The organism is Streptomyces canarius (assembly GCF_014650735.1).
In the GTDB taxonomy this organism is placed as follows: Bacteria; Actinomycetota; Actinomycetes; order Streptomycetales; family Streptomycetaceae; genus Streptomyces; species Streptomyces olivaceoviridis.
Window position 1 is genome coordinate 1 of the sequence record NZ_BMVN01000078.1, and the last position, 20,585, is coordinate 20,585.

The 20,585-nt window shown below is 74.0% G+C and carries 3 protein-coding genes and 1 pseudogene; all 4 read left to right on the forward strand.

The annotated features are described in order from the left end of the window. A partial coding sequence (locus IE294_RS43075) for a type I polyketide synthase (RefSeq protein WP_189894806.1) occupies positions 1–8,854 on the forward strand: 8,854 nt, incomplete at its 5' end. 21 nt (positions 8,855–8,875) lie between these two features. Then, positions 8,876–14,650 (forward strand): annotated as a pseudogene (locus IE294_RS43080) (SDR family NAD(P)-dependent oxidoreductase); the annotation flags it as partial. Between the two features lie 80 nt (positions 14,651–14,730). Continuing rightward, on the forward strand, positions 14,731–15,924 hold the full coding sequence (locus tag IE294_RS43085) for an FAD-dependent oxidoreductase (RefSeq protein ID WP_189894808.1): 1,194 nt from the start codon (positions 14,731–14,733) through the stop codon (positions 15,922–15,924). 114 nt (positions 15,925–16,038) lie between these two features. Continuing rightward, positions 16,039–20,585, forward strand: a 4,547-nt coding sequence (locus IE294_RS43090) for a type I polyketide synthase (RefSeq protein WP_189894809.1), incomplete at its 3' end; no start/stop codon positions are given.

A 20,585-nucleotide genomic window follows, 5' to 3' on the forward strand; every position in this document is an offset into this window, starting at 1 on the left:
GTTCTGGTCGACGGCCGACAGTGCGTGGCTGGACGGTTCGGCGCTGGATGCCGGGTACTGGTACCGCAACCTGCGCGAGACGGTCGAGTTCGACGGTGCGGTCCGCGATCTGGTCGGGCACGGCTTCGACACGTTCGTCGAAGTCAGCCCGCACCCGGTGCTCACCGTCGACATCGAGGCCACGGCCGAGGCCCTCGGCTCCGATACCGGCGTGATCGGCACGCTCCGCCGGGACGACGGCGGCCTGGACCGGTTCCTGCACTCGGCCGCCGAAGCATATGTGCGCGGCGGAGAGGTGGACTGGGGGCGCTTCCTGGAGGGTGGTCGGCGTCTCGACCTTCCGACCTACGCCTTCCAACGCCGTCGCTACTGGGCGCCTCCCGCCCGCGGACGCGTGGGGGACGCCGCCGGGTTCGGGATGGAAACCACCGGGCACCCGCTCGGCGCCGCCTTCGTGGACATGGGCGAAGAGGGCTGCGTGCTGTCCGGCTTGCTGTCCCCGCGGACACAGCCCTGGCTGGCTGAGCATGTCGTGGCCGACAGCGTCCTGCTGCCCGGTACGGCCATGCTCGAACTCGCCGCCTACGCCGGCCGTCGAACCGGGTGCCCGCGGGTGGCGGAACTGACGCTGACCCGCCCGTGTCCGCTGCCCCCCACGGGCGGACTGGCGATACAGGTGCGCGTGGGGCCCGACGAGGACGGCAACCGCACGGTGTCGATCTCCAGCAGGACCGATGGCGGTGACTGGGTCCGCAACGCCGAGGGGTCGCTCAGTGCCTTGCCGCCCCGGGCCGTCCCCGCGCCGGACTGGCCATCGCACGGCGCCGCGTCCGCGGTCGACCTGGACGGTTTCTACGATCGGCTCGCGGACGCCGGATACGGCTACGGCCCGGCCTTCCGCGGCCTGCGGGCGGCCTGGCGCCGGGGCGACGACGTCTTCGCCGAGGTCGCGCTGCCCGACACCGAGGAGCTCTCGGGCTTCGGCGTGCATCCCGCGCTGCTGGACGCGGCGCTGCACGCGCTGGCCGCCGACGCCGAGGGCGTGTCGGTGCCCTACTCCTGGCGTGACGTGGCGCTGCTGCCCGGCGCGTCCCGTGCCCTGCGCGTGCACCTCGCGCCGAGCGGCGCGGACACCGTGACGCTCCGGGCCTTCGACGCGACGTCGGGAGAACCGGTCGTCTCGGTCGGCTCGCTCGTCATCCGTCCGCTGGCCACCCGACCGCACCGGCTGCACCGCCTGTCCTGGACACCCGTGCCGCTCCCGGACCGGCGCCCGGACTTCGCCGTGGTCGGGCCGGACCCGTTCGGGCTCGCGGACGCTGGGCCGCTGCCCGGACTCGACGCGCTCACCGCGGTGCCCGAGGCGGTACTGGTCTCCTGTGACGCGGATGCGGACGATCCCGTCCAGGGGGCGTACAGCGCGACGGCGCGTGCCCTGGACCTGGTGCGTGCCTGGCTGGCCGACGACCGGTTCGCCGACGCACGGCTCGTCGTGGTGACACGGAACGCCGTGTCCGCCTCCGGCGACGACGTACCCGACCCGGCCGGTGCTGCGGTGTGGGGGCTCCTGCGGGCCGCCCAGGCCGAGCACCCGGACCGTTTCCTCGTGGTCGACGTGGACGGCGGTCCGGAGTCAGTGGCCCTCGTCGCCGCAGCGGCGGCGACGCCGGAGCCCCAGATCGCCATCCGCGCCGGGTCGATGTTCGCACCCCGGCTCACCCGGGACGGCGCGGAACTGACGCCCCCGGACGGGACGTGGCGGCTGTCGGCCGCGGAACCGGGCTCGGTGGACGGGTTGCGCCTGGAGCCCGCGCCCGAAGCCCTCGCACCGCTGGAGTCGGGCGAGGTCCGCATCGCGGTGCACGCCGCCGGACTGAACTTCCGCGACGTCTGCATCACTCTCGGCCAGTACCCGGGGACCGCCACCATCGGCAACGAGGGCGCCGGAGTGATCCTCGAGACCGGTCCGGACGTGCCCGGCCTCGCCGTCGGGGACCGCGTGTTCGGCCTGTTCGCCGACGCCTTCGGGCCCACCGCCGTCACCGATCACCGGCTGGTGCGACGCATGCCCGCCGCATGGTCCTTCCCCGAAGCCGCCTCCGTGCCCACGGTGTTCCTCACCGCCTTCTACGGCCTGGTCGACCTCGGCCGGCTGCGCCCGGGACAGTCCGTCCTGATCCACTCGGCCGCGGGCGGGGTCGGCATGGCGGCCGTGCAGATCGCCCGGCACCTCGGCGCCGAGGTGTACGCGACGGCGGCCCCCGCCAAACACCACGTCCTGCTCGCCGCGGGGATCGAGGAGGGGCACATCGCCTCCTCCCGCACCCTCGACTTCGCCGAACGCTTCCGTGAGGCGACCGGCGGGCGCGGTGTGGACGTCGTACTGAACAGTCTGGCCGGGGCGTTCACCGACGCCTCACTGCGCCTGCTGGCCGAGGGCGGACGCTTCCTGGAGATGGGCAAGGCCGACATCCGCACCGGCCTGCCGGCCGAAAGCTATCAGTCGTACGACCTGGGGCTGACCCCGCCCGAACGCATCGGGGCGATGCTGGACGAGCTGATCGCCCTGTTCGCATCGGGCACCCTGCGCATGCTGCCCCGCCGCGCCTGGGACGTCCGCTCGGCGCGGCAGGCGTTCCGCCACATGGCGCAGGCCCGGCACGTCGGCAAGGTGGTGCTGACGGTGCCGCGTCCACTCGACCCGGACGGCACGGTACTGATCACGGGCGGCACCGGCGTCCTCGCCGGACATCTCGCCCGTCACCTGGTTGCCGCGCACGGCGTCCGGCATCTCCTGCTCCTGGGCCGCCGGGGCGTGACCGACCTGACCGGCCTGGAGGCACCCGGCGTCCAGGTGACGGTGACCGCCTGCGACGTGTCCGACCGGCGGCAGCTGGAGGCGGCTCTGGCGCGCGTGCCGGCCGACCATCCGCTGACCGCCGTCGTGCACGCGGCCGGAGCGTTGGACGACGGGCTCGTGCAGTCGCTGACCGCCGACCGCCTCGCCACCGTGTTCCGGCCCAAGGTCGACGCGGCCTGGCACCTGCACGAGCTGACCCGGGACCTGGACCTGTCGGCGTTCGTGCTGTTCTCCGCGGGTGCGGGTGTCCTCGGCTCTCCCGGACAGGGCAATTACGCCGCCGCGAACACCTTCCTGGACGCGCTTGCCGCCCACCGGCGGGCCGCCGGACTGCCCGGCCAGTCGCTCGCCTGGGGTGTGTGGTCCGGCGCCAGCGACATGCGAGGCACGTACGACCAGGCCGACTCCGATCGCATGGCCAGGGGCGGCATGCTGCCGCTGTCCGTGACCGACGGGCTGGCCGCGTTCGACGCCGCCCTGGCCGCCGGGGACCCCCTGCTCGTGCCGGCCCACCTGGTACCCAGCCGCATGCCGGTGGTTCCCCCGTTGCTCAGCTCGTTGGGCCCGGCCGGCCGCAAGACGGCGCGGTCGGCGCGGTCGGCGCTGGCACGCTCTCTGCGGGAGGTGCCGGACGCAGAACGCGTCAGACTCCTGACAGGCCGCGTCCTGGCCGAGGCGGCGGCCGTTCTCGGACACGAGACACCGGACGCGCTGCCCGAGGGCAGGGCCTTCCGGGAACTCGGCTTCGACTCCCTGACCGCCGTCGAGCTGCGCAACCGTCTCGCCGCTCTGACCGGCCTCAGACTTCCCGCCACGCTGGTCTTCGAGCATCCCACCCCCGCCGCCCTGGCGGCCCATCTGCACGCGTCGATCGGCGGAGCGCCGGCCACCGGGGAGCCCGCGACGACCGCGCCGGCGACGGTTGCCGCTGCCCCGGACGAGGCCATCGCCATCGTCTCCATGGCCTGCCGGCTGCCCGGTGGTGTGTCGACGCCGGAGCAGCTGTGGGAACTGGTCGCCGAGGGCCGCGACGCCATGACGCGCTTTCCCGCGGACCGCGGCTGGGAGCCGGACGATCCGGCACGCGTGGGGGGATTCCTCGACGCGGCGGACGCGTTCGACGCCGGGTTCTTCGGGATCTCGCCGCGTGAGGCGCTGGCGATGGACCCGCAGCAGCGGCTGCTGCTGGAGACGAGCTGGGAGACGTTCGAGCGGGCCGGGATCGACCCCTCCTCGGTACGAGGCGAGACGATCGGCGTCTTCACCGGCGTCTGGGGCAACGACTACCTGGCACGGCTCCGGTCCGTCCCGGACGACCTGCGCGGATACCTCGGCAACGGCAGTGCGGTGAGCGTCGCGTCGGGCCGGGTGGCGTACACCCTGGGGCTTGAGGGACCGGCGGTCACGGTGGACACCGCCTGCTCGTCCTCCCTGGTGGCCCTGCACCTGGCGGCGCAGTCCGTACGCCAGGGCGAGTGCTCCATGGCCCTCGTGAGCGGTGCCACGGTTCTCGCCACGCCGTCGGTCTTCGGCGAGTTCGAGAGGCAGGGCGGTCTGGCGTTCGACGGGCGGTGCAAGGCGTTCGCGGAGGGTGCCGACGGCACGGGCTTCGCCGAAGGCGTGGGGGTCCTGCTTCTGGAGCGGTTGTCGGATGCGGAGCGGCTGGGGCATCCGGTGCTGGCGGTGGTGCGGGGCAGTGCGGTGAACCAGGACGGTGCGTCGAACGGGCTGACGGCGCCGAACGGTGCGGCGCAGGAGCGGGTGATCCGGTCGGCTCTGGCGGTGTCGGGGCTGGCGGCGTCGGATGTGGACGTGGTGGAGGCGCATGGTACGGGGACGCGGTTGGGTGACCCGATCGAGGCGCGCGCGTTGCTGGCGACGTACGGGCAGGGCCGGGAGCGGCCGTTGTGGCTGGGGTCGCTGAAGTCGAACGTGGGGCATACGCAGGCGGCCGCGGGTGTGGCGGGTGTGATGAAGATGGTGCTGGCGATGCGGCACGGGGTGTTGCCGCGGACGCTGCACGTGGATGAGCCGACGTCGCGGGTGGACTGGTCCTCGGGTGCGGTGCGGCTGCTGACGCAGGAGCAGCCGTGGCAGGGGCCGCGGCGGGCGGGGGTGTCCTCGTTCGGGGTGAGCGGTACCAACGCCCACGTCATCCTGGAAGCGCCGCCGGCCGCGCCGGACCGCGAACCCTCGCCCGACAGCGTGCGTCCCGCGGTCCCGCCGGTCGTCCCGTGGCCGCTGTCCGGCCGGACCCCGTCACAGCTGCGGGCGCAGGCCCGGTCCCTGCTCGCTGTCGTCGGCGACCGCGACGGGACGGACCTCGGACATTCCCTGGCGGCCACCCGCACCTGCTGGGAGCACCGGGCGGTCGTCCTGGCCGACCACCCGGACGCACTACGGCAACTGGCGGACGGACAGCCCTCCGGCGGCCTGGTGACCGGTGAATCCACCCCCGGTGGCTTCGCCTTCCTCTTCACCGGCCAGGGAGCCCAGCGGCCCGGCATGGGGGCGGAGCTGTACGCGTCCTATCCGGTCTTCGCAGCTGCCCACGACGCGGTGACCGCCCACTGGCAGGAGGACATCGCGGACACGGCCGAACTGCTGGACCGCACCGACCACGCCCAGCGGGCGTTGTTCGCCCTGGAAGTCGCGCTGTTCCGACTCTTCGAGTCCTGGGGGGCGAGGCCGCGTGCCGTCGCCGGCCACTCCATCGGCGAGGTCGCCGCCGCACATGTGGCCGGGGTGCTCTCGCTCGCCGACGCCTGTGCGCTGGTGGAGGCACGTGGGCGGCTGATGGCGGCGCTGCCGGCCGGCGGCTTGATGATCTCGGTGCGCGCCTCGGAGGCGGAGGTGACCGCGGGACTGCCCGACGGGGTGTGCCTGGCCGCGGTCAACGCACCGGACTCCGTCGTCCTGTCCGGCGACGCCCCGGCCGTGAGGGCGTACGCCGGGAAGTGGCGGCACACGAAGGAGCTGCGGGTCAGTCACGCCTTCCACTCGCACCACATGGACGGCATGCTCGACGCCTTCGGCGAGGTGGTACGGGGCCTGACCTTCTCCCGGCCCACGATCACCCTGCCCGGCGCGGTCGAGGACCCCGAGTACTGGGTGCGTCAGGTCCGCGAACCCGTGCGGCTCACGGACTCCCTGGCCACGCTGCGCTCCCTCGGCATACGGACCTTCGCCGAGCTGGGGCCGGACGCCGTACTCAGTGCCGTGGGGCCGCGGTGCGTGCCGGACGCGGCGTTCGTTCCCACCCTGCGCCCGAAAGCGGGGCTGACCGAGCCCCGGGACGCGGTGACCGCTCTCGCACGACTCCACGTGCGCGGCGCGGACGTGGACTGGACCGCACTTCTGCCGGGCGCACGCCGCGTCGAGCTGCCCACCACCGCGTTCCAACGGGACCGGTACTGGCTGCGGGACTCGGGCGCCGCACTCGGAGCGGCCGACTCGGGCCTGGCACCCGCCGGACACCCGTTGCTGGCCGGGACCGTGGACCTGCCCGACGGGGGCCGCGTCTTCACGGGCAGCCTGTCCACAGCGGCCCACCCGTGGCTGGCCGATCACGTCGTCGACGGGACGGTCCTGGTCGCCGGCACCGCACTGCTCGATCTGGCGTTGCACGCGGCCGACCGGACCGGTGCCGGCCACGTGGACGAGCTGGTCCTGCGGGAACCCCTGGTGGTGCCCGATCGCGGTGCGGTCCTCCTCCGGTTGCACGTCGCGCCGCCTGACGACGCCGGACGGCGCGCGCTGACGATCTCCTCCCGCGCCGGTGGTACCGACGCGGACCCCTGGGCGCTGCACGCCGAGGGCACGCTCGCCGGTCACGGCGCGGACGCGGCGCACGAGCCGGCTCCGCCCGGGCCGTGGCCCCCGGCGGGCGCCGTACCGCTCGACCTGACCGACGTGTACGACCGGCTCGCCGACGCCGGCTTCGCCTACGGTCCCTCGTTCCAGGGGCTGCGCGCCGCCTGGCGGGTCGGCCGGGATGTGTGTGCCGAGGTGGCCCTCGCTGGGCCCGACGCCGACGGCCATGTCGTACACCCGGTACTGCTGGACGCCGCGCTGCATGCGCTGGCCCTGGACGCCACCGGTCTGCGGCTGCCGTTCGCCTGGTCGCGGGTGTCGGTCGCCGCGCGCGGGGCGACGGCGCTGCGGGTCCGCCTCTCACCGTCGGAGTCCGGGGCGGTACGCCTCACGGCCGTGGACGTCGACGACCGGCCGGTGGTGACCGTGCGGTCACTGGTCACCAGGGAGGTCACGACCGGCAGGCTCCACGCCGGCCGGCTGTACCGCACGGAGTGGGTCCCCGTATCCGTGAGTGCGGACCCCGAACCGCCTGCCGCGGAGGACCAGTTGGTCATCGGCTCGTACACCGGCGATGCGGCCTCCGCCGCTCGCCGCGCGGCCCGACGCGTCCTGACGGCCGTCCAGGAGCGGCTCGCCGACAGCACGCGCACCTCGCCGTTGGCGGTGGTGGTCGCGGGCACGGCGGATCCGGTCGGTGCAACGGTCGCAGGCCTGGTGCGCTCCGCGCAGTCCGAGCACCCCGGTCGATTCGTGATCGTGCACCTCGACGGTCCGCATGACCGGCTGGCCGCCGCCCTGACCGCGGGTGAGCCCGAAGTCGCCGTCCACGGAGAGAACGTCCGCGTGCCACGCTGGACGCAGACCGGTCCTCCGCCCGGCACACGGCCGCCGTTCGACCCGGACGGCACCGTGCTGGTCACCGGCGGGTCGGGGGCCCTCGGCCGTGCTGTGGCCCACCACCTCGTCGCCGTCCACGGTGTGCGGCGGCTGCTGCTGATCGGCCGCCGGGCCCCGGACGGCACCGTCGTCCGGGACCTGGAGGCACGGGGGGCGACAGTCCACGCCGCGGCCTGTGACGTATCCGACCGGGAGGCGCTCGCCCGTCTGCTGGCCTCCGTGCCCACCGGACAGCCGCTGACCGCGGTCGTCCACGCCGCGGGCGTCACCGCTGACGCCACCGTCACAGCGCTGACACCGGAGCACCTCGACGCCGTTCTCGCACCGAAGGCGGACGGCGCATGGCACCTGCACGAGCTGACCAAGGACGCGCCGCTGAGCACGTTCGTCATGTTCTCCTCGCTCGCCGGCACGCTGGGCGGCCCGGGGCAGGCCAACTACGCCGCCGCGAACGCGTTCCTCGACGCCCTGGCCGAACACCGGCACGGTCTGGGCCTGCCGGCGCATTCCTTGGTGTGGGGTCCCTGGGACACCGCGGACGGCATGACCGCCGGCCTGGACCGCTCGGACGAACTGCGGCTGCGCCGCTCGGGCCTGCTGCCGCTGTCCGTCGACGACGCCCTGTCCCTGCTCGACGCCGCTCTCGCACTGGACCACCCGGTGCTGGCGCCGGTCCGCCTCGACCGGGAGGTCCTGCGCGCGGGGAGTGTTCCGCCCCTCCTGCGCGATCTCCTCCCGCCCGCTCCCCGACCGGCCGCCGGAAACGGCGGGGCCTGGGCGGAACGGTTCGCGGCACTCCCGGAGGCAGAACGCGACCGCGCGTTGCTGGACCTGGTCAGGAGCGAAGCCGCCCGCGTACTCGGGCATCGGGCCGGAACGCGCATCGACGCGCACCAGTCGTTCACCGACGCCGGACTGGACTCGCTGGCAGCCGTCGAACTGCGCAACGCCCTGGCGACGGCGATCGGCCAGGACCTACCCGCAACACTCCTGTTCGATCACCCCGACCCGGCGGACCTCGCCGAGCACCTGCGGAGCCTCGTCGTCCCGGCCACGCATCAGGTGGCCCTGCGGGACCTCGACCGGGTCGGCGCGGTACTGACCGGACTCTCCCCCGACGATCCCCTCCGCGAGCAGGTGCACGAACGGCTGCGGGCCCTGCTGCGGCACTCCGGGCGCCCTGCCGCGACGCCCCCGGCCGGCGGTGACGACCTCAAGGCCAGGGTGCTGTCCGCGACGGCCGACGACATCTTCGCCCTCATCGACACGGAGCTCGGGTGACCCATGGACAACGAGCAGAAACTCCTCGACTACCTGAAGCGGGTCACGGTCGACCTGCACGAGGCCCGCTCCCGCGCCGAACAGGCGGAGGCCCGGTCGAGCGAACCCATCGCGATCGTCGGCATGGCCTGCCGGCTTCCGGGAGGCACCCACACACCGGACGGGCTGTGGGAGCTGCTCCACGAGGGGCGGGACGCCGTCTCCGGGTTCCCGGCCGACCGCGGGTGGGACGTGGACGCGCTGTACGACGAGGACCCCGCACGACCGGGCACCCTCTACGTACGCGACATCGGACACCTGCGTGATGTCGCCGACTTCGATCCCGGCTTCTTCGGGATGTCGCCCCGCGAGGCGCTGACGGTCGACCCCCAGCAGCGGCTGCTGCTGGAGCTGGTCTGGGAGGCCACGGAGCACGCCGGCATCGCGCCCCGCTCCCTGCGCGGCAGCCGTACCGGGGTGTTCGCCGGGCTGATGTACAACGACTACGGCTCCCGGCACACCACCGCTCCGGACGGCTTCGAGGGCTACATCGGCAACGGCAGTTCGGCGAGCATCGCGTCCGGCCGGGTCGCCTACACCTTCGGCTTCCAGGGTCCCGCGGTCAGCATCGACACGGCCTGCTCCTCCTCGCTCGTCGCCCTGCACCTGGCCTGCCAGTCGCTGCGCCAGGGAGAGACCACGCTGGCGCTGGCCGGAGGGGTGGCCGTGATGTCGACCCCGTCCGCACTGGTGGAGTACAGCCGGCTGCGCGCGCTCTCACGTGACGGGCGGTGCAAGGCGTTCGCGGAGGGTGCCGACGGCACGGGCTTCGCCGAGGGCGGTTCCATGGTCCTCCTGGAGCGGTTGTCGGATGCGGAGCGGCTGGGGCATCCGGTGCTGGCGGTGGTGCGGGGCAGTGCGGTGAACCAGGACGGTGCGTCGAACGGGCTGACGGCGCCGAACGGTGCGGCGCAGGAGCGGGTGATCCGGTCGGCTCTGGCGGTGTCGGGGCTGGCGGCGTCGGATGTGGACGTGGTGGAGGCGCATGGTACGGGGACGCGGTTGGGTGACCCGATCGAGGCGCGCGCGTTGCTGGCGACGTACGGGCAGGGCCGGGAGCGGCCGTTGTGGCTGGGGTCGCTGAAGTCGAACGTGGGGCATACGCAGGCGGCCGCGGGTGTGGCGGGTGTGATGAAGATGGTGCTGGCGATGCGGCACGGGGTGTTGCCGCGGACGCTGCACGTGGATGAGCCGACGTCGCGGGTGGACTGGTCCTCGGGTGCGGTGCGGCTGCTGACGCAGGAGCAGCCGTGGCAGGGGCCGCGGCGGGCGGGGGTGTCCTCGTTCGGGGTGAGCGGTACCAACGCCCACGTCATCCTGGAAGCGCCGCCGGCCGCGCCGGACCGCGAACCCTCGCCCGGCGGCGAACGCTTTCCGCCCCTGCTGCTGTCCGCTCGCGGTCGAGAGGCGCTGCGCGGGCAGGCGCGTGCCCTGCTGCCCCTGTTGCTCCGGCATCGCCAGGAGGACGTGGCCCGCACCCTGGCGCTGCACCGCGACGCCTTCGAGTATCGCGCCGCCGTGTGCGGTCGTTCGCGGGAGGAGATGGTCGAGGCGGTGCGCGCACTGGCCGAGGGCGGCATGTCGCCCGCGCTGGTACAGGGCAGCGCCGAAGGAACCGGCAGGGTCGCCTTCGTGTTCCCGGGTCAGGGATCGCAGTGGGCGGGGATGGCGGTGGAACTGCTGGAGTCGTCGCCGGTGTTCGCGGGGCGCCTCGCCGAGTGTGAGCGTGCCCTGGCTCCGCATGTGGACTGGTCGCTGACCGAGGTCCTGCGATCCGGTGACCACGAGAAGGTGGACCGCGTGCAGCCGGTGCTGTTCGCCGTGATGGTGTCCCTGGCCGCGCTGTGGCGGTCCTACGGCGTCGAACCGGACGCGGTGGTCGGTCACAGCCAGGGCGAGATCGCCGCCGCGTGCGTGGCCGGGGCGCTGACGCTGGAGGACGCGGCGATGATCGTCGCCCTGCGCAGCAAGGCACTCACCGCGCTCGCCGGGCAGGGCGCGATGATGTCCGTGGCGATGGCGGCCGGACCGCTGCGCGAGCTGATCACCGCCTGGGACGGCCGGATCGGTGTGGCGGCGGTCAACGGGCCCTCCTCCAGCGTCGCTTCCGGAGAGGTGGACGCGTTGGAGGAGTTGCACGCGCGACTCTCCGCCGGCGGTGTCGTCCACCGGTGGGTGGCCGGTACGAACATCGCCGGCCACTCCCACCACACCGACCGCATCCGTGACGCACTGCTTTCCTCGCTGGCCGGCATCCGGCCCCGAGACGCCGCCGTCGCGATGTACTCCACGGTCACCGGCGGGCGTGTGGCGGGCCCCGAGCTGGATCCCGGCTACTGGTTCGCCAACGTGCGCCGAACGGTCGCGTTCCACCAAACCGTCGAGGCCATGGTCGGGGAGGACGGCTTCCAGGTGTTCCTGGAGATGAGCCCGCACCCGGTACTGACAGCCGATGTCCAGGAGGTGCTGGACAAGGGCCCGGCAGGCGGCGGCGCGGCCCTCGCCACACTGCGGCGGGGCCAGGGCGACGAGCACCGCTTCCTGGACGCACTGGCCGAAGCCCACGTGCACGGCGTGCCCGTCGACTGGCGGACCGTGTACGCCGGAAGTGACGCGCGCATGGTCTCCCTGCCGACCTACCCCTTCCAGCGTCACCGCTACTGGCTCGATTCCGTCCCGGCGATCGGCGACGCGACGTGCGTGGGACTTCAGACCTGCTCGCACCCCCTGCTGCGGGCGGTGGTCGACCTGGGTGAGGACGGCCTGGTCCTCACCGGACGGATCTCCCTCGGCACCCACGGCTGGCTGGCCGACCACCGTGTCCTCGGCAACGCCCTCGTACCGGGGACGTTGCTGGTGGACCTCGCGCTGGCCGCGGGACGACAGGCGGGCCGCTCCCGACTCGGTGAGCTGACCCTGCACGCCCCCCTGGTCGTGCCCGAGGACGGCGACGTCGCGCTCCAGGTACGGGTGAGCGCCGACGGCGGCGAGGTGTCCGTGTCGTCCCGGCCGGCAGGTGCCCGGCAGTGGCTGCGCCATGCCGACGGCACGCTGGAGGCCGCGGGACCCGCGCGGCGTGCGCCGGAACGCACCGGTGCCTGGCCTCCACCGGACGCGCGCCCCGTCGCGGTCGAAGGCGTCTACGAACGGAGCGCGGACGCCGGGGTCGGCTACGGCCCGGCGTTCCAGGGCATGCGTGCCGTCTGGCGGCGCGGCGACGAGCTGTTCGCCGAGGTGGAGTTGCCGGAGCACGTACGCGCCGACGGGTTCCCGGTGCACCCGGCGTTACTGGACGCGGCCCTGCACCCCCTCGTCCTGGACGCCGAGGAGGTCCGGCTGCCGTTCGTCTGGTCGGGGGTCTCCCTCGGTGCCGCGCCGTCCGGGCGGGTGCGGGTGCGGATCAAGCCCCAGGGCCCCGACGCGCTGAGCCTGCGCGTCTGGGACGACACGGGGACGCTGATCGCGTCCGTGGACACGCTGGAGACGCGGCCCCTCTCGTCGCGCATGGTGCGTCCGAGCGTGGCCGACTGGCTGTTCCGCGTCCAGTGGGTCCCGCGCGCCGTCACCGAGCGCGCTGAGGCCGAGGTCATACGCGTCGGTTCGGCGCACGAGGCGCTGGAGGCGGTCCGCGGTCGGCTTGCCGCGGACGAGCCGACGCCGCTGGCCGTGTGCGTGGCGCCCGGCCTGGACGGCGCGGCGGCCCGTGGTCTGCTGCGCTCCGCACAGGCCGAACACCCCGGCCGTTTCACCGTCGTGGAGTGCCCGAAGGGCGTCGATCCGGACCTGGTCAGGGCAGCCGCGGCCGTTGGTGAACCCGAGGTCGCCATCCGAGCGGACGAACTGCTCGTACCCCGTCTGGTGCGTGCCGCCCCCGCGACCGGCCGGTCCGCGGCGTTCCCCGCCGAGGCGACGGTACTGATCACCGGTGCGGCAGGAGGACTGGCCGGGCTGGTGGCCCGCCATCTGGTCACCGAGCACGGCGTGCGGCACCTGCTGCTGGCAGGGCGCCGGGGCCCGGCGGCCACCGCCGGGCTGGAGGCGGAACTCACCGCGTCGGGCGCCACGGTCGTCTCGGTGGCGTGCGACGTCGCCGACCGCGGACAACTGGCGGGCGTGCTGGCCGCCATCCCCCCGGCGCACCCGCTGGGCGCGGTCATCCACTGCGCCGGGGTGCTGGACGACGCACTGGTGGAGTCCCTCACCCCGGACCGCCTGGACGCGGTGCTGGCCCCCAAGGCGGACGGCGCCTGGAACCTGCACGAACTGACCCGGGACCGCGGTCTGTCGGCGTTCGTGCTCTTCTCCTCGGCCGCCGGTGTCCTCGGCGGTCCCGGCCAGGCCAACTACGCGGCGGCCAACGCCTTCCTCGACGCCCTCGCCCAGTACCGCAGGGACCTCGGCCTGCCGGCCCAGTCCCTGGCCTGGGGTCTGTGGGCATCGGAGAGCGACATGGCCGCAGACGCGGACCGGAACCGGCTCGGCCAGGCCGGGATCGGCGCGCTCTCCACCGAGCAGGGCCTCGCCCTCTTCGACGCGGCCCTCACGGCCGGGGATCCGCTGCTCGTACCGATGCGCTTCACCCCGGCCGCCCTCACCGGGCAGCGGGTGCCCGCGCTGCTCGACGACCTCGTACCGAGCCGGGCGCCGGTGCCGTCCACTCCGGCCGGACGTGCGACCCGCATCCTCGACGCGCCGCCCGCCGACCGGGAGCGCCTCGTCCTGGACCTCGTGACCGACCTCGTCGCCACGGTCCTGGGCCACGCCGATGCCCGGAGCGTCGCCCCCGACCGGGGTTTCCCCGAGCTCGGTCTCGACTCGCTCGCCGCGATCGACCTGCGCAACCGGCTCAACGCGGAGACCGGGCTTCGCCTGTCCGCCGGCGTGGTCCTCCGGAACGCTTCGCCGCGCGCGCTGGCGGCCACCGTGGCCGAGGCACTGGCCGCAGCCGGCGCCCCGGCTGTCAGCCCGGCCCCCACCGACCTCCTGGTGTCCATGTTCCGCAATGCCGCGGCCGAGAACCGGGCGGACGAGGCGCTGGCGTTCCTGCGGACGGCGGCCACGTTCCGCACCGTCTTCACCGAACCCGTCGGCTCACCCGCCCCGGTCCACCTGGCGCAGGGGTCCGCCGGCCCGCGGATCCTCTGCTTCCCCTCGGTGGTGGCTCCCTCGGGGGCCCACCAGTACACGCGTTTCGCCACGGGGCTGCGCGACGTGTGCGACCTGGCGGTCCTGCCGTTCCCGGGCTACGGTCCGGGGGAACCGCTGCCCGCCACGGCCGAGGTCGCGATCAGCACCATGGCCGCCGCCGCACGGGCGGCAGCCGGGGACAGGCCCTTTGTCCTGGCCGGGCATTCGGCAGGAGGCTGGTTCGCGCACGCCACGGCGAGTGCCCTGGCCCAGGCCGGACAGCCGCCCCTGGCCGTCGTACTTCTCGACACCTACGGACCGGCCAGCCCGGTCAGCCGCGCCGTGTTCACCACGCTGGTGCGTGAGGCCTACTCGACGCGCCGCGAGCTCGCCGACGGCCTGCTCACGGGTGAACAGCTCACCGCGATGGGCGGTTACCTGCGCCTCTTCGAGGCATGGGAGCCACAGCCCTGCCCGGTGCCGGCCCTCTTCGTCCGGGCCGCGGACCCGCTGGGCCCCGGACCGGGCTGGCAGCGGGAACGGTGGCCCGTGGAACACGCCGAACGGACCGTGCCCGGTGACCACTTCACGATCATGGAGAGCCACGCCGAGTCCACGGCGCTGACCGTGCACGCATGGCTGCGCTCCGAATTTCCCCAGTCGTTCCGACACGCCTGGTCCCACCCCTCGACGTCCACGGAAAGCGAACCATGGCTCTGAAGACACTCATCATCGGCGGCGGCGCGGGCGGCACCACGCTCGCCCTGGCGCTTCACCGCATCGGGGTGGAGGCCGTCGTCTACGAGCGCGACAGCGAACCCCCCGCCGCCGAGGGCCACCTGCTCAGCGTCGGGTCCAACGGCCTGGACGCCCTGCGCGCCATCGGGGTCGAACTGGACGGCTTCCCCATCCCCCGCCTGCCCATGTACAGCGGCACCGGCAAGTACATGGGCACGCTGTACAACAACGCCGCCTCCGACACCGCTCCCACCAGTCTGCTGATCGGCCGGGGAAAGCTGGACCGGACCCTGCGGGACCTGTGCGCCGAACGCGGGATCCGCGTCGAGTACGGCAAGGAACTGACATCGTGCACGGTCACCGATGACGGCGCCACGGCCGTGTTCGCCGACGGGACGACAGCCGAGGGGGACGTGCTCGTCGGCGCCGACGGTGCCCACTCCCGAGTCCGGCGGTCCCTCTTCCCGCAGACCCCGGACGCGTCGTACACCGGTGTACTGGGACTGGGCGGCCGTTCCCGCCCGGGCAGTCTCGAACCGACACCCGGGGTGTGCGTGGCCTCCTTCGGGTACGAGGGGCACTTCAGCTACCACGTCGAAGCCGACAGGAGCGTCCAGTGGCTGGCGTTCGCACCCAGGAAGGAGCCGGTCGGGCCGGACGACAGCACCACCGTCGAGGAGTGGAAGGAGTGGCTGCTGGACGTCTACGACCGTGACATGCCCGCCCTTCGCGAGATACTGTCCGACGCCACCGGCCCGTTCGACATCCGTCCCATGGAGCGGCTGCCCAAGCCCCCGGCACGCCACCGGGGCCGGGCCGTGCTGATCGGCGACGCGTGCGCGCTGACCGGGCGCATCGGCGCCGGAACGGCTCTCGCGATGGAGGACGCGGTGGTCCTCGCCCAGTGCCTGCGGGACACCGACTCCCCAAAGAGCGCCTTCGCCATCTACGAGAGGCTACGCACCCCGCGGGTCGACAAGGTCGTCAAGTGGGGCGAGCTGAACGCCAAACCGGTGAAGGTGCGTACCCCGTGGGGCATGCACCTGCGCAACCTCTTCGGCCCGCTGCTCATGAAGTGGATGCCGTCGCTGGTCTCCATGGACTGGCTCTACGGACACCACATCGACTGGCAGCGCACGGTCCGCCCCCAGGGCGAGACCGGTTGACGAGGAGCTGAAAGCACCCCCGACCGACGCGCCGTCCCTCGCGGACGAGCGCGACCCGTCTCTGCCCGGCTGCCCCTGGCCGGCAGCACCTGACGCCCGGAAGGCTCCTCCAGCATGTCGCACTCCCCGGACCACACTCCTCTGCCCTGGCTCCTGTCGGCGGACAGCGCCCCCGCGCTGCGGGAGAAGGCCCGTCGGCTCGGCGCCTACCTGCGCGACGGCGAGCCGGCCCTTGAGGACATCGGGCGCTGGCTGGCGAAGGACGCGAGCGTCGACCACCCCCACCGGGCAGCGGTGGGCGTGCGTCACCGGGGGCAGCTGCTGGACGGGCTGGCCGCGCTCGCCCGGGACCGTCGCTGCAACGGCCTGAGCACCGGCACGGGGGCGCCGGGCGACGTCGCGTTCGTCTTCCCCGGCGCAGGACCCCAGTGGCCCGGCATGGCCGCCGAGCTGCTGGACTCCTCGCCCGTCTTCCGGTCCCGGATGGACGACTGCGCGCAGGCGCTGGAGCCCTTCGTCGACTGGTCGCTGATCGACCTGGCCCGTGACCCGGGTGCGGGCGCCGAGCTGGCGCGCGCCGACATCGTCCAGCCGGTGCTCTTCGCCGTCACGGTCTCGCTGGCGGACCTGTGGCGTTCGCACGGCGTGGAGCCGGCCGTGGTCGTCGGCCAGAGCCTCGGCGAGGTGGCGGCGGCGGCGGTGAGCGGGGCCCTGTCCCTGGACGACGCGGCCCGGGTCGCCGCCCTGTGGAGCCGGGCCCAGTGGTCCCAGGCCGGACGCGGTGAGATGGTCTCCGTGCAGGCTCCGGCGGACGAGGTCCGCGAGCGGCTGGCCGCCTGGGAAGGCGAGCTGGTGCTCGCCGCGGTCAACGGGCCCACCGCCGTGCTCGTCTCCGGCTCGACCGCGGCTGCGGCCGAACTCATCGAGGCGCTGCGGAGCGAGGGGGTGTCCGCGCGCCGCACGTCCGTGGGACTGGCCGCCCACTCCCCGCAGATGGACGCGATCCTGCCCCAGGTCCGCGCGGACCTCGCACCACTGCGGCCCCGTCGGCCGCGCGTGCCCTTCCACTCCTCGCTCGTGGCGGGAGAGGTGTCCGGGCGCCTGCTGGACGCCGACTACTGGTGCGACAACATGCGCCGACCGGTCCGGTTCCAGGAGACCATCGGGGGCCTGCTGGCCTCCGGACGTCACGTACTGCTGGAGGTCAGCCCGCACCCGGTCCTCACCTCGGCGATGCGGGACACCATCGAGCACCTCCAGGCCGCGGGAGCCGTGGTCGCCACGCTGCGTCGTCACGACGGCGGCCCTGCCCGTCTGACGGCGGCCCTGGGCGAACTGTGGGCGGCCGGAGCCAGGGCCGACTGGCCGTCCGCCCCGGCCGGGCCCGCACCCGCGGATCTCGCGGCACTCTGGGAACAGCACACCTCCGACGACGTCGACGACCCGGCCGACGCGCCCGCGAGCGCGGGCGCCGACCTGGCCCTGCTCCCGGAAGCGCAGCGTCGCACGGTGCTGGTGGACCTGGTCTGCGCCGAAGTGGCCGCGGTCCTCGGCCGCGACCTCCTGGAGCCGTCCGACCGACGGCGTCCGTTCCTGGAACTGGGGCTGGACTCGGTCACCGCGATGGAGGTACGGGCCCGGATCACGGAGGCCACCGGCCTGCCCCTGCCCGCGTCGGCCGTCTTCGACCACCCCACTCCCGCGCAGCTGGCCGCGTACCTGGTCACCCGGGCGGCTCCCGGGACGACACCGGCCGCCGGGGCCGTTCCCACCCGCCGTCCCGTCCCGTCCGGCGAGCCCGTCGCGATCGTCGGCATGGGCTGCCGACTGCCCGGCGGGGTACACGGCCCGGAGGACCTGTGGCGCCTGCTGTCCGAGGGCCGGGACGCCGTCGCGGCCTTTCCCGCCGACCGGGGCTGGGACACGGCCGGCAGGTATGATCCACGGCCCAGGACACCTGGACGGTACTACCAGCGCGAAGCCGGATTCCTCCAGGACGCACCCCTGTTCGACGCGGAGTTCTTCGGGATCTCCCCGCGCGAGGCCCTCGCCATGGACCCGCAGCAGCGGCTGCTGCTGGAGACCTCCTGGGAGGCCCTGGAGGCCGCCGGTATCCGGCCGGACGCGCTGCACGGCAGCAGGACCGGCGTCTTCACCGGACTGGTGACACTGGCCTGTGGACCGGCACTCGAGGACGGCCTGGACCTCGGTGGTCACGTGCTGACCGGCACCACGGGAAGCGTCGCCTCAGGCCGCGTGGCATACGCGCTCGGTCTGGAAGGCCCGGCGGTGACGGTGGACACGGCGTGCTCGTCGTCGCTGGTGGCGCTGCACCTCGCGACGCAGTCGCTGCGCTCCGGCGAGTCGGACCTGGCCCTCGCCGGAGGGGTGACCGTGATGCCGGGGCTCGGGATGTTCCAGGAGTTCTCCCAGCTCGGCGCGCTCGCCCCCGACGGCCGGTGCAAGGCGTTCGCGGACACGGCGGACGGATTCGGCCTGGCCGAGGGGGTGGGCGTACTCGTCCTGCAACGGCTGTCGGACGCGCGCGCACAGGGCCGCCGGGTCCTCGCGATCGTCCGCGGATCGGCGGTGAACCAGGACGGTGCCTCCAGCGGGCTGACCGCGCCCAACGGTCCGTCGCAACAGCGGGTCATCCGCGAGGCACTGGCCGCCGCCGGCCTCGCCGCCCGGGACGTCGACGCCGTGGAGGCCCACGGCACGGGAACGACCCTGGGCGACCTGATCGAGGCCGAGGCCCTCCTGGCCACCTACGGCCAGGACCGGGACGGGCGCCCGCCCGTGCGACTCGGCTCGCTGAAGTCCAACATCGGCCACACACAGGCCGCCGCGGGCGTGGCCGGGGTGATCAAGATGGTGCTGGCGATGCGCCACGGGTCGCTGCCCCGGACGCTGCACGTGGACGAGCCGTCGACGCATGTCGACTGGTCGGCGGGCAAGGTGGAGCTGCTGACGCAGGAGACGCCGTGGCCGCGGACGGACGGCGTCCGGCGGGCCGGGGTGTCGTCCTTCGGTATCTCGGGCACGAACGCGCACGTCGTCCTGGAGTCCGCCGCACCGCAGGACACGCCGGCCCCGGACACGCCGGGGCCCTCCGCCGGTGCGGTGCCCTGGGTGCTGTCGGGGAAGACGCGAGAGGCGGTCCGTGACCAGGCGGCCCGGCTGCTGACCCGCCTGGAGACCGGGTCCGCGCCGGACGCCGCCGACGTCGGCTGGTCACTGGTGTCCACACGCTCGGCGTTCGAGCACCGGGCCGCCGTGGTGGGCGAGGGACGCGAGGAGCTGCTCGCCGGACTGCGGGCGCTGGCCGCCGGCGAGGCGGCCGCCCACGTGACCGAGGGGCGGGCGGACGATGCCGCGAAGGTGGCGTTCGTCTTCCCCGGTCAGGGCTCCCAGTGGGCCGGCATGGCGCGGCCGTTGCTCGACGCCTCGCCGGTGTTCGCCCGGGCGATGGCCGAGTGCGGTGCCGCGCTCACCCCGTTCGTCGACTGGTCGCTGCTCGACGTCGTGGACGACCTGGCGGCGCTGGAGCGCGTCGACGTCGTGCAGCCGGTGCTCTGGGCGGTCATGGTGTCGCTGGCCGAACTGTGGCGTTCGTACGGCGTCGAACCGGCGGCGGTGGCCGGTCACAGCCAGGGTGAGATAGCGGCGGCCTGCGTGGCGGGCGCCCTGTCACTGGAGGACGGCGCCCGGGTGGTCGCCCTGCGCAGCCGGGCCATCGCGGAGTCCCTGGCCGGGCTGGGCGGCATGGTGGCCCTGCCCCTGTCGGAGCAGGGGGCGGCGGAACTGCTCGGCCGGTGGGAGGGACGCCTGTCGCTCGCAGCGGTCAACGGACCCTCTTCGACGGTCGCTTCGGGTGAGGCCTCGGCCGTGGACGAACTGCTCGCGGCGTGCGAGACGGCGGGGGTACGAGCCCGCCGGATACCGGTGGACTACGCCTCGCACTCGGCCCACGTGGAGCGCATCCGTGACCGGTTGCTGACCGACCTCGCGGCCGTGACGCCCGTGGCGTCGTCCGTACCGGTGTACTCGTGCACCACCGGTGAGCAGGCGGACACCCGGACCTGGGACGCGCGGTACTGGTACCGCAACCTCCGGGAGACGGTCCGGTTCGCGTCCGCGAGCCGGGCCCTGGTGGACGCGGGCGTGTCGGTGCTGCTCGAAGTGAGCCCGCACCCCGTGCTGGTGCCGCCCTTGCAGGAGACCCTCGACGAGGCAGGCCCGGCCCGGCCCGGCCGTACGGCCGTGGGCACGCTGCGCCGGGACGACGGCGGACCGCGCCGCCTCCTGCTGTCGCTGGCCCATCTGTACACCCACGGTGTCGGCGTCCGGTGGGAGGCGGTGTTCCCCGGCGCCCGGGAGGCCGAGCTGCCCACGTACGCGTTCCGGCGTCGCCGGTTCTGGCCCGAGACCGGTGCGGAGCCTCGGCAGGACGCCGTCGACGCGCAGTTCTGGGAAGCGGTGGAGCAGGAGGACCCCGACGCGGTCGCCGACGTGCTCGGTGTGACCGGCGAGGCCTTGGCGCCGGTGCTGCCCGCGCTGTCCTCGTGGCGGACGCGCCGCGCCGAGGCGTCGGCCGTGGACGCGTGGAGGTATCGGGAGTCGTGGGTTGCGGTCGGTGTGCCGGTGCGGTCGGTGGGTTC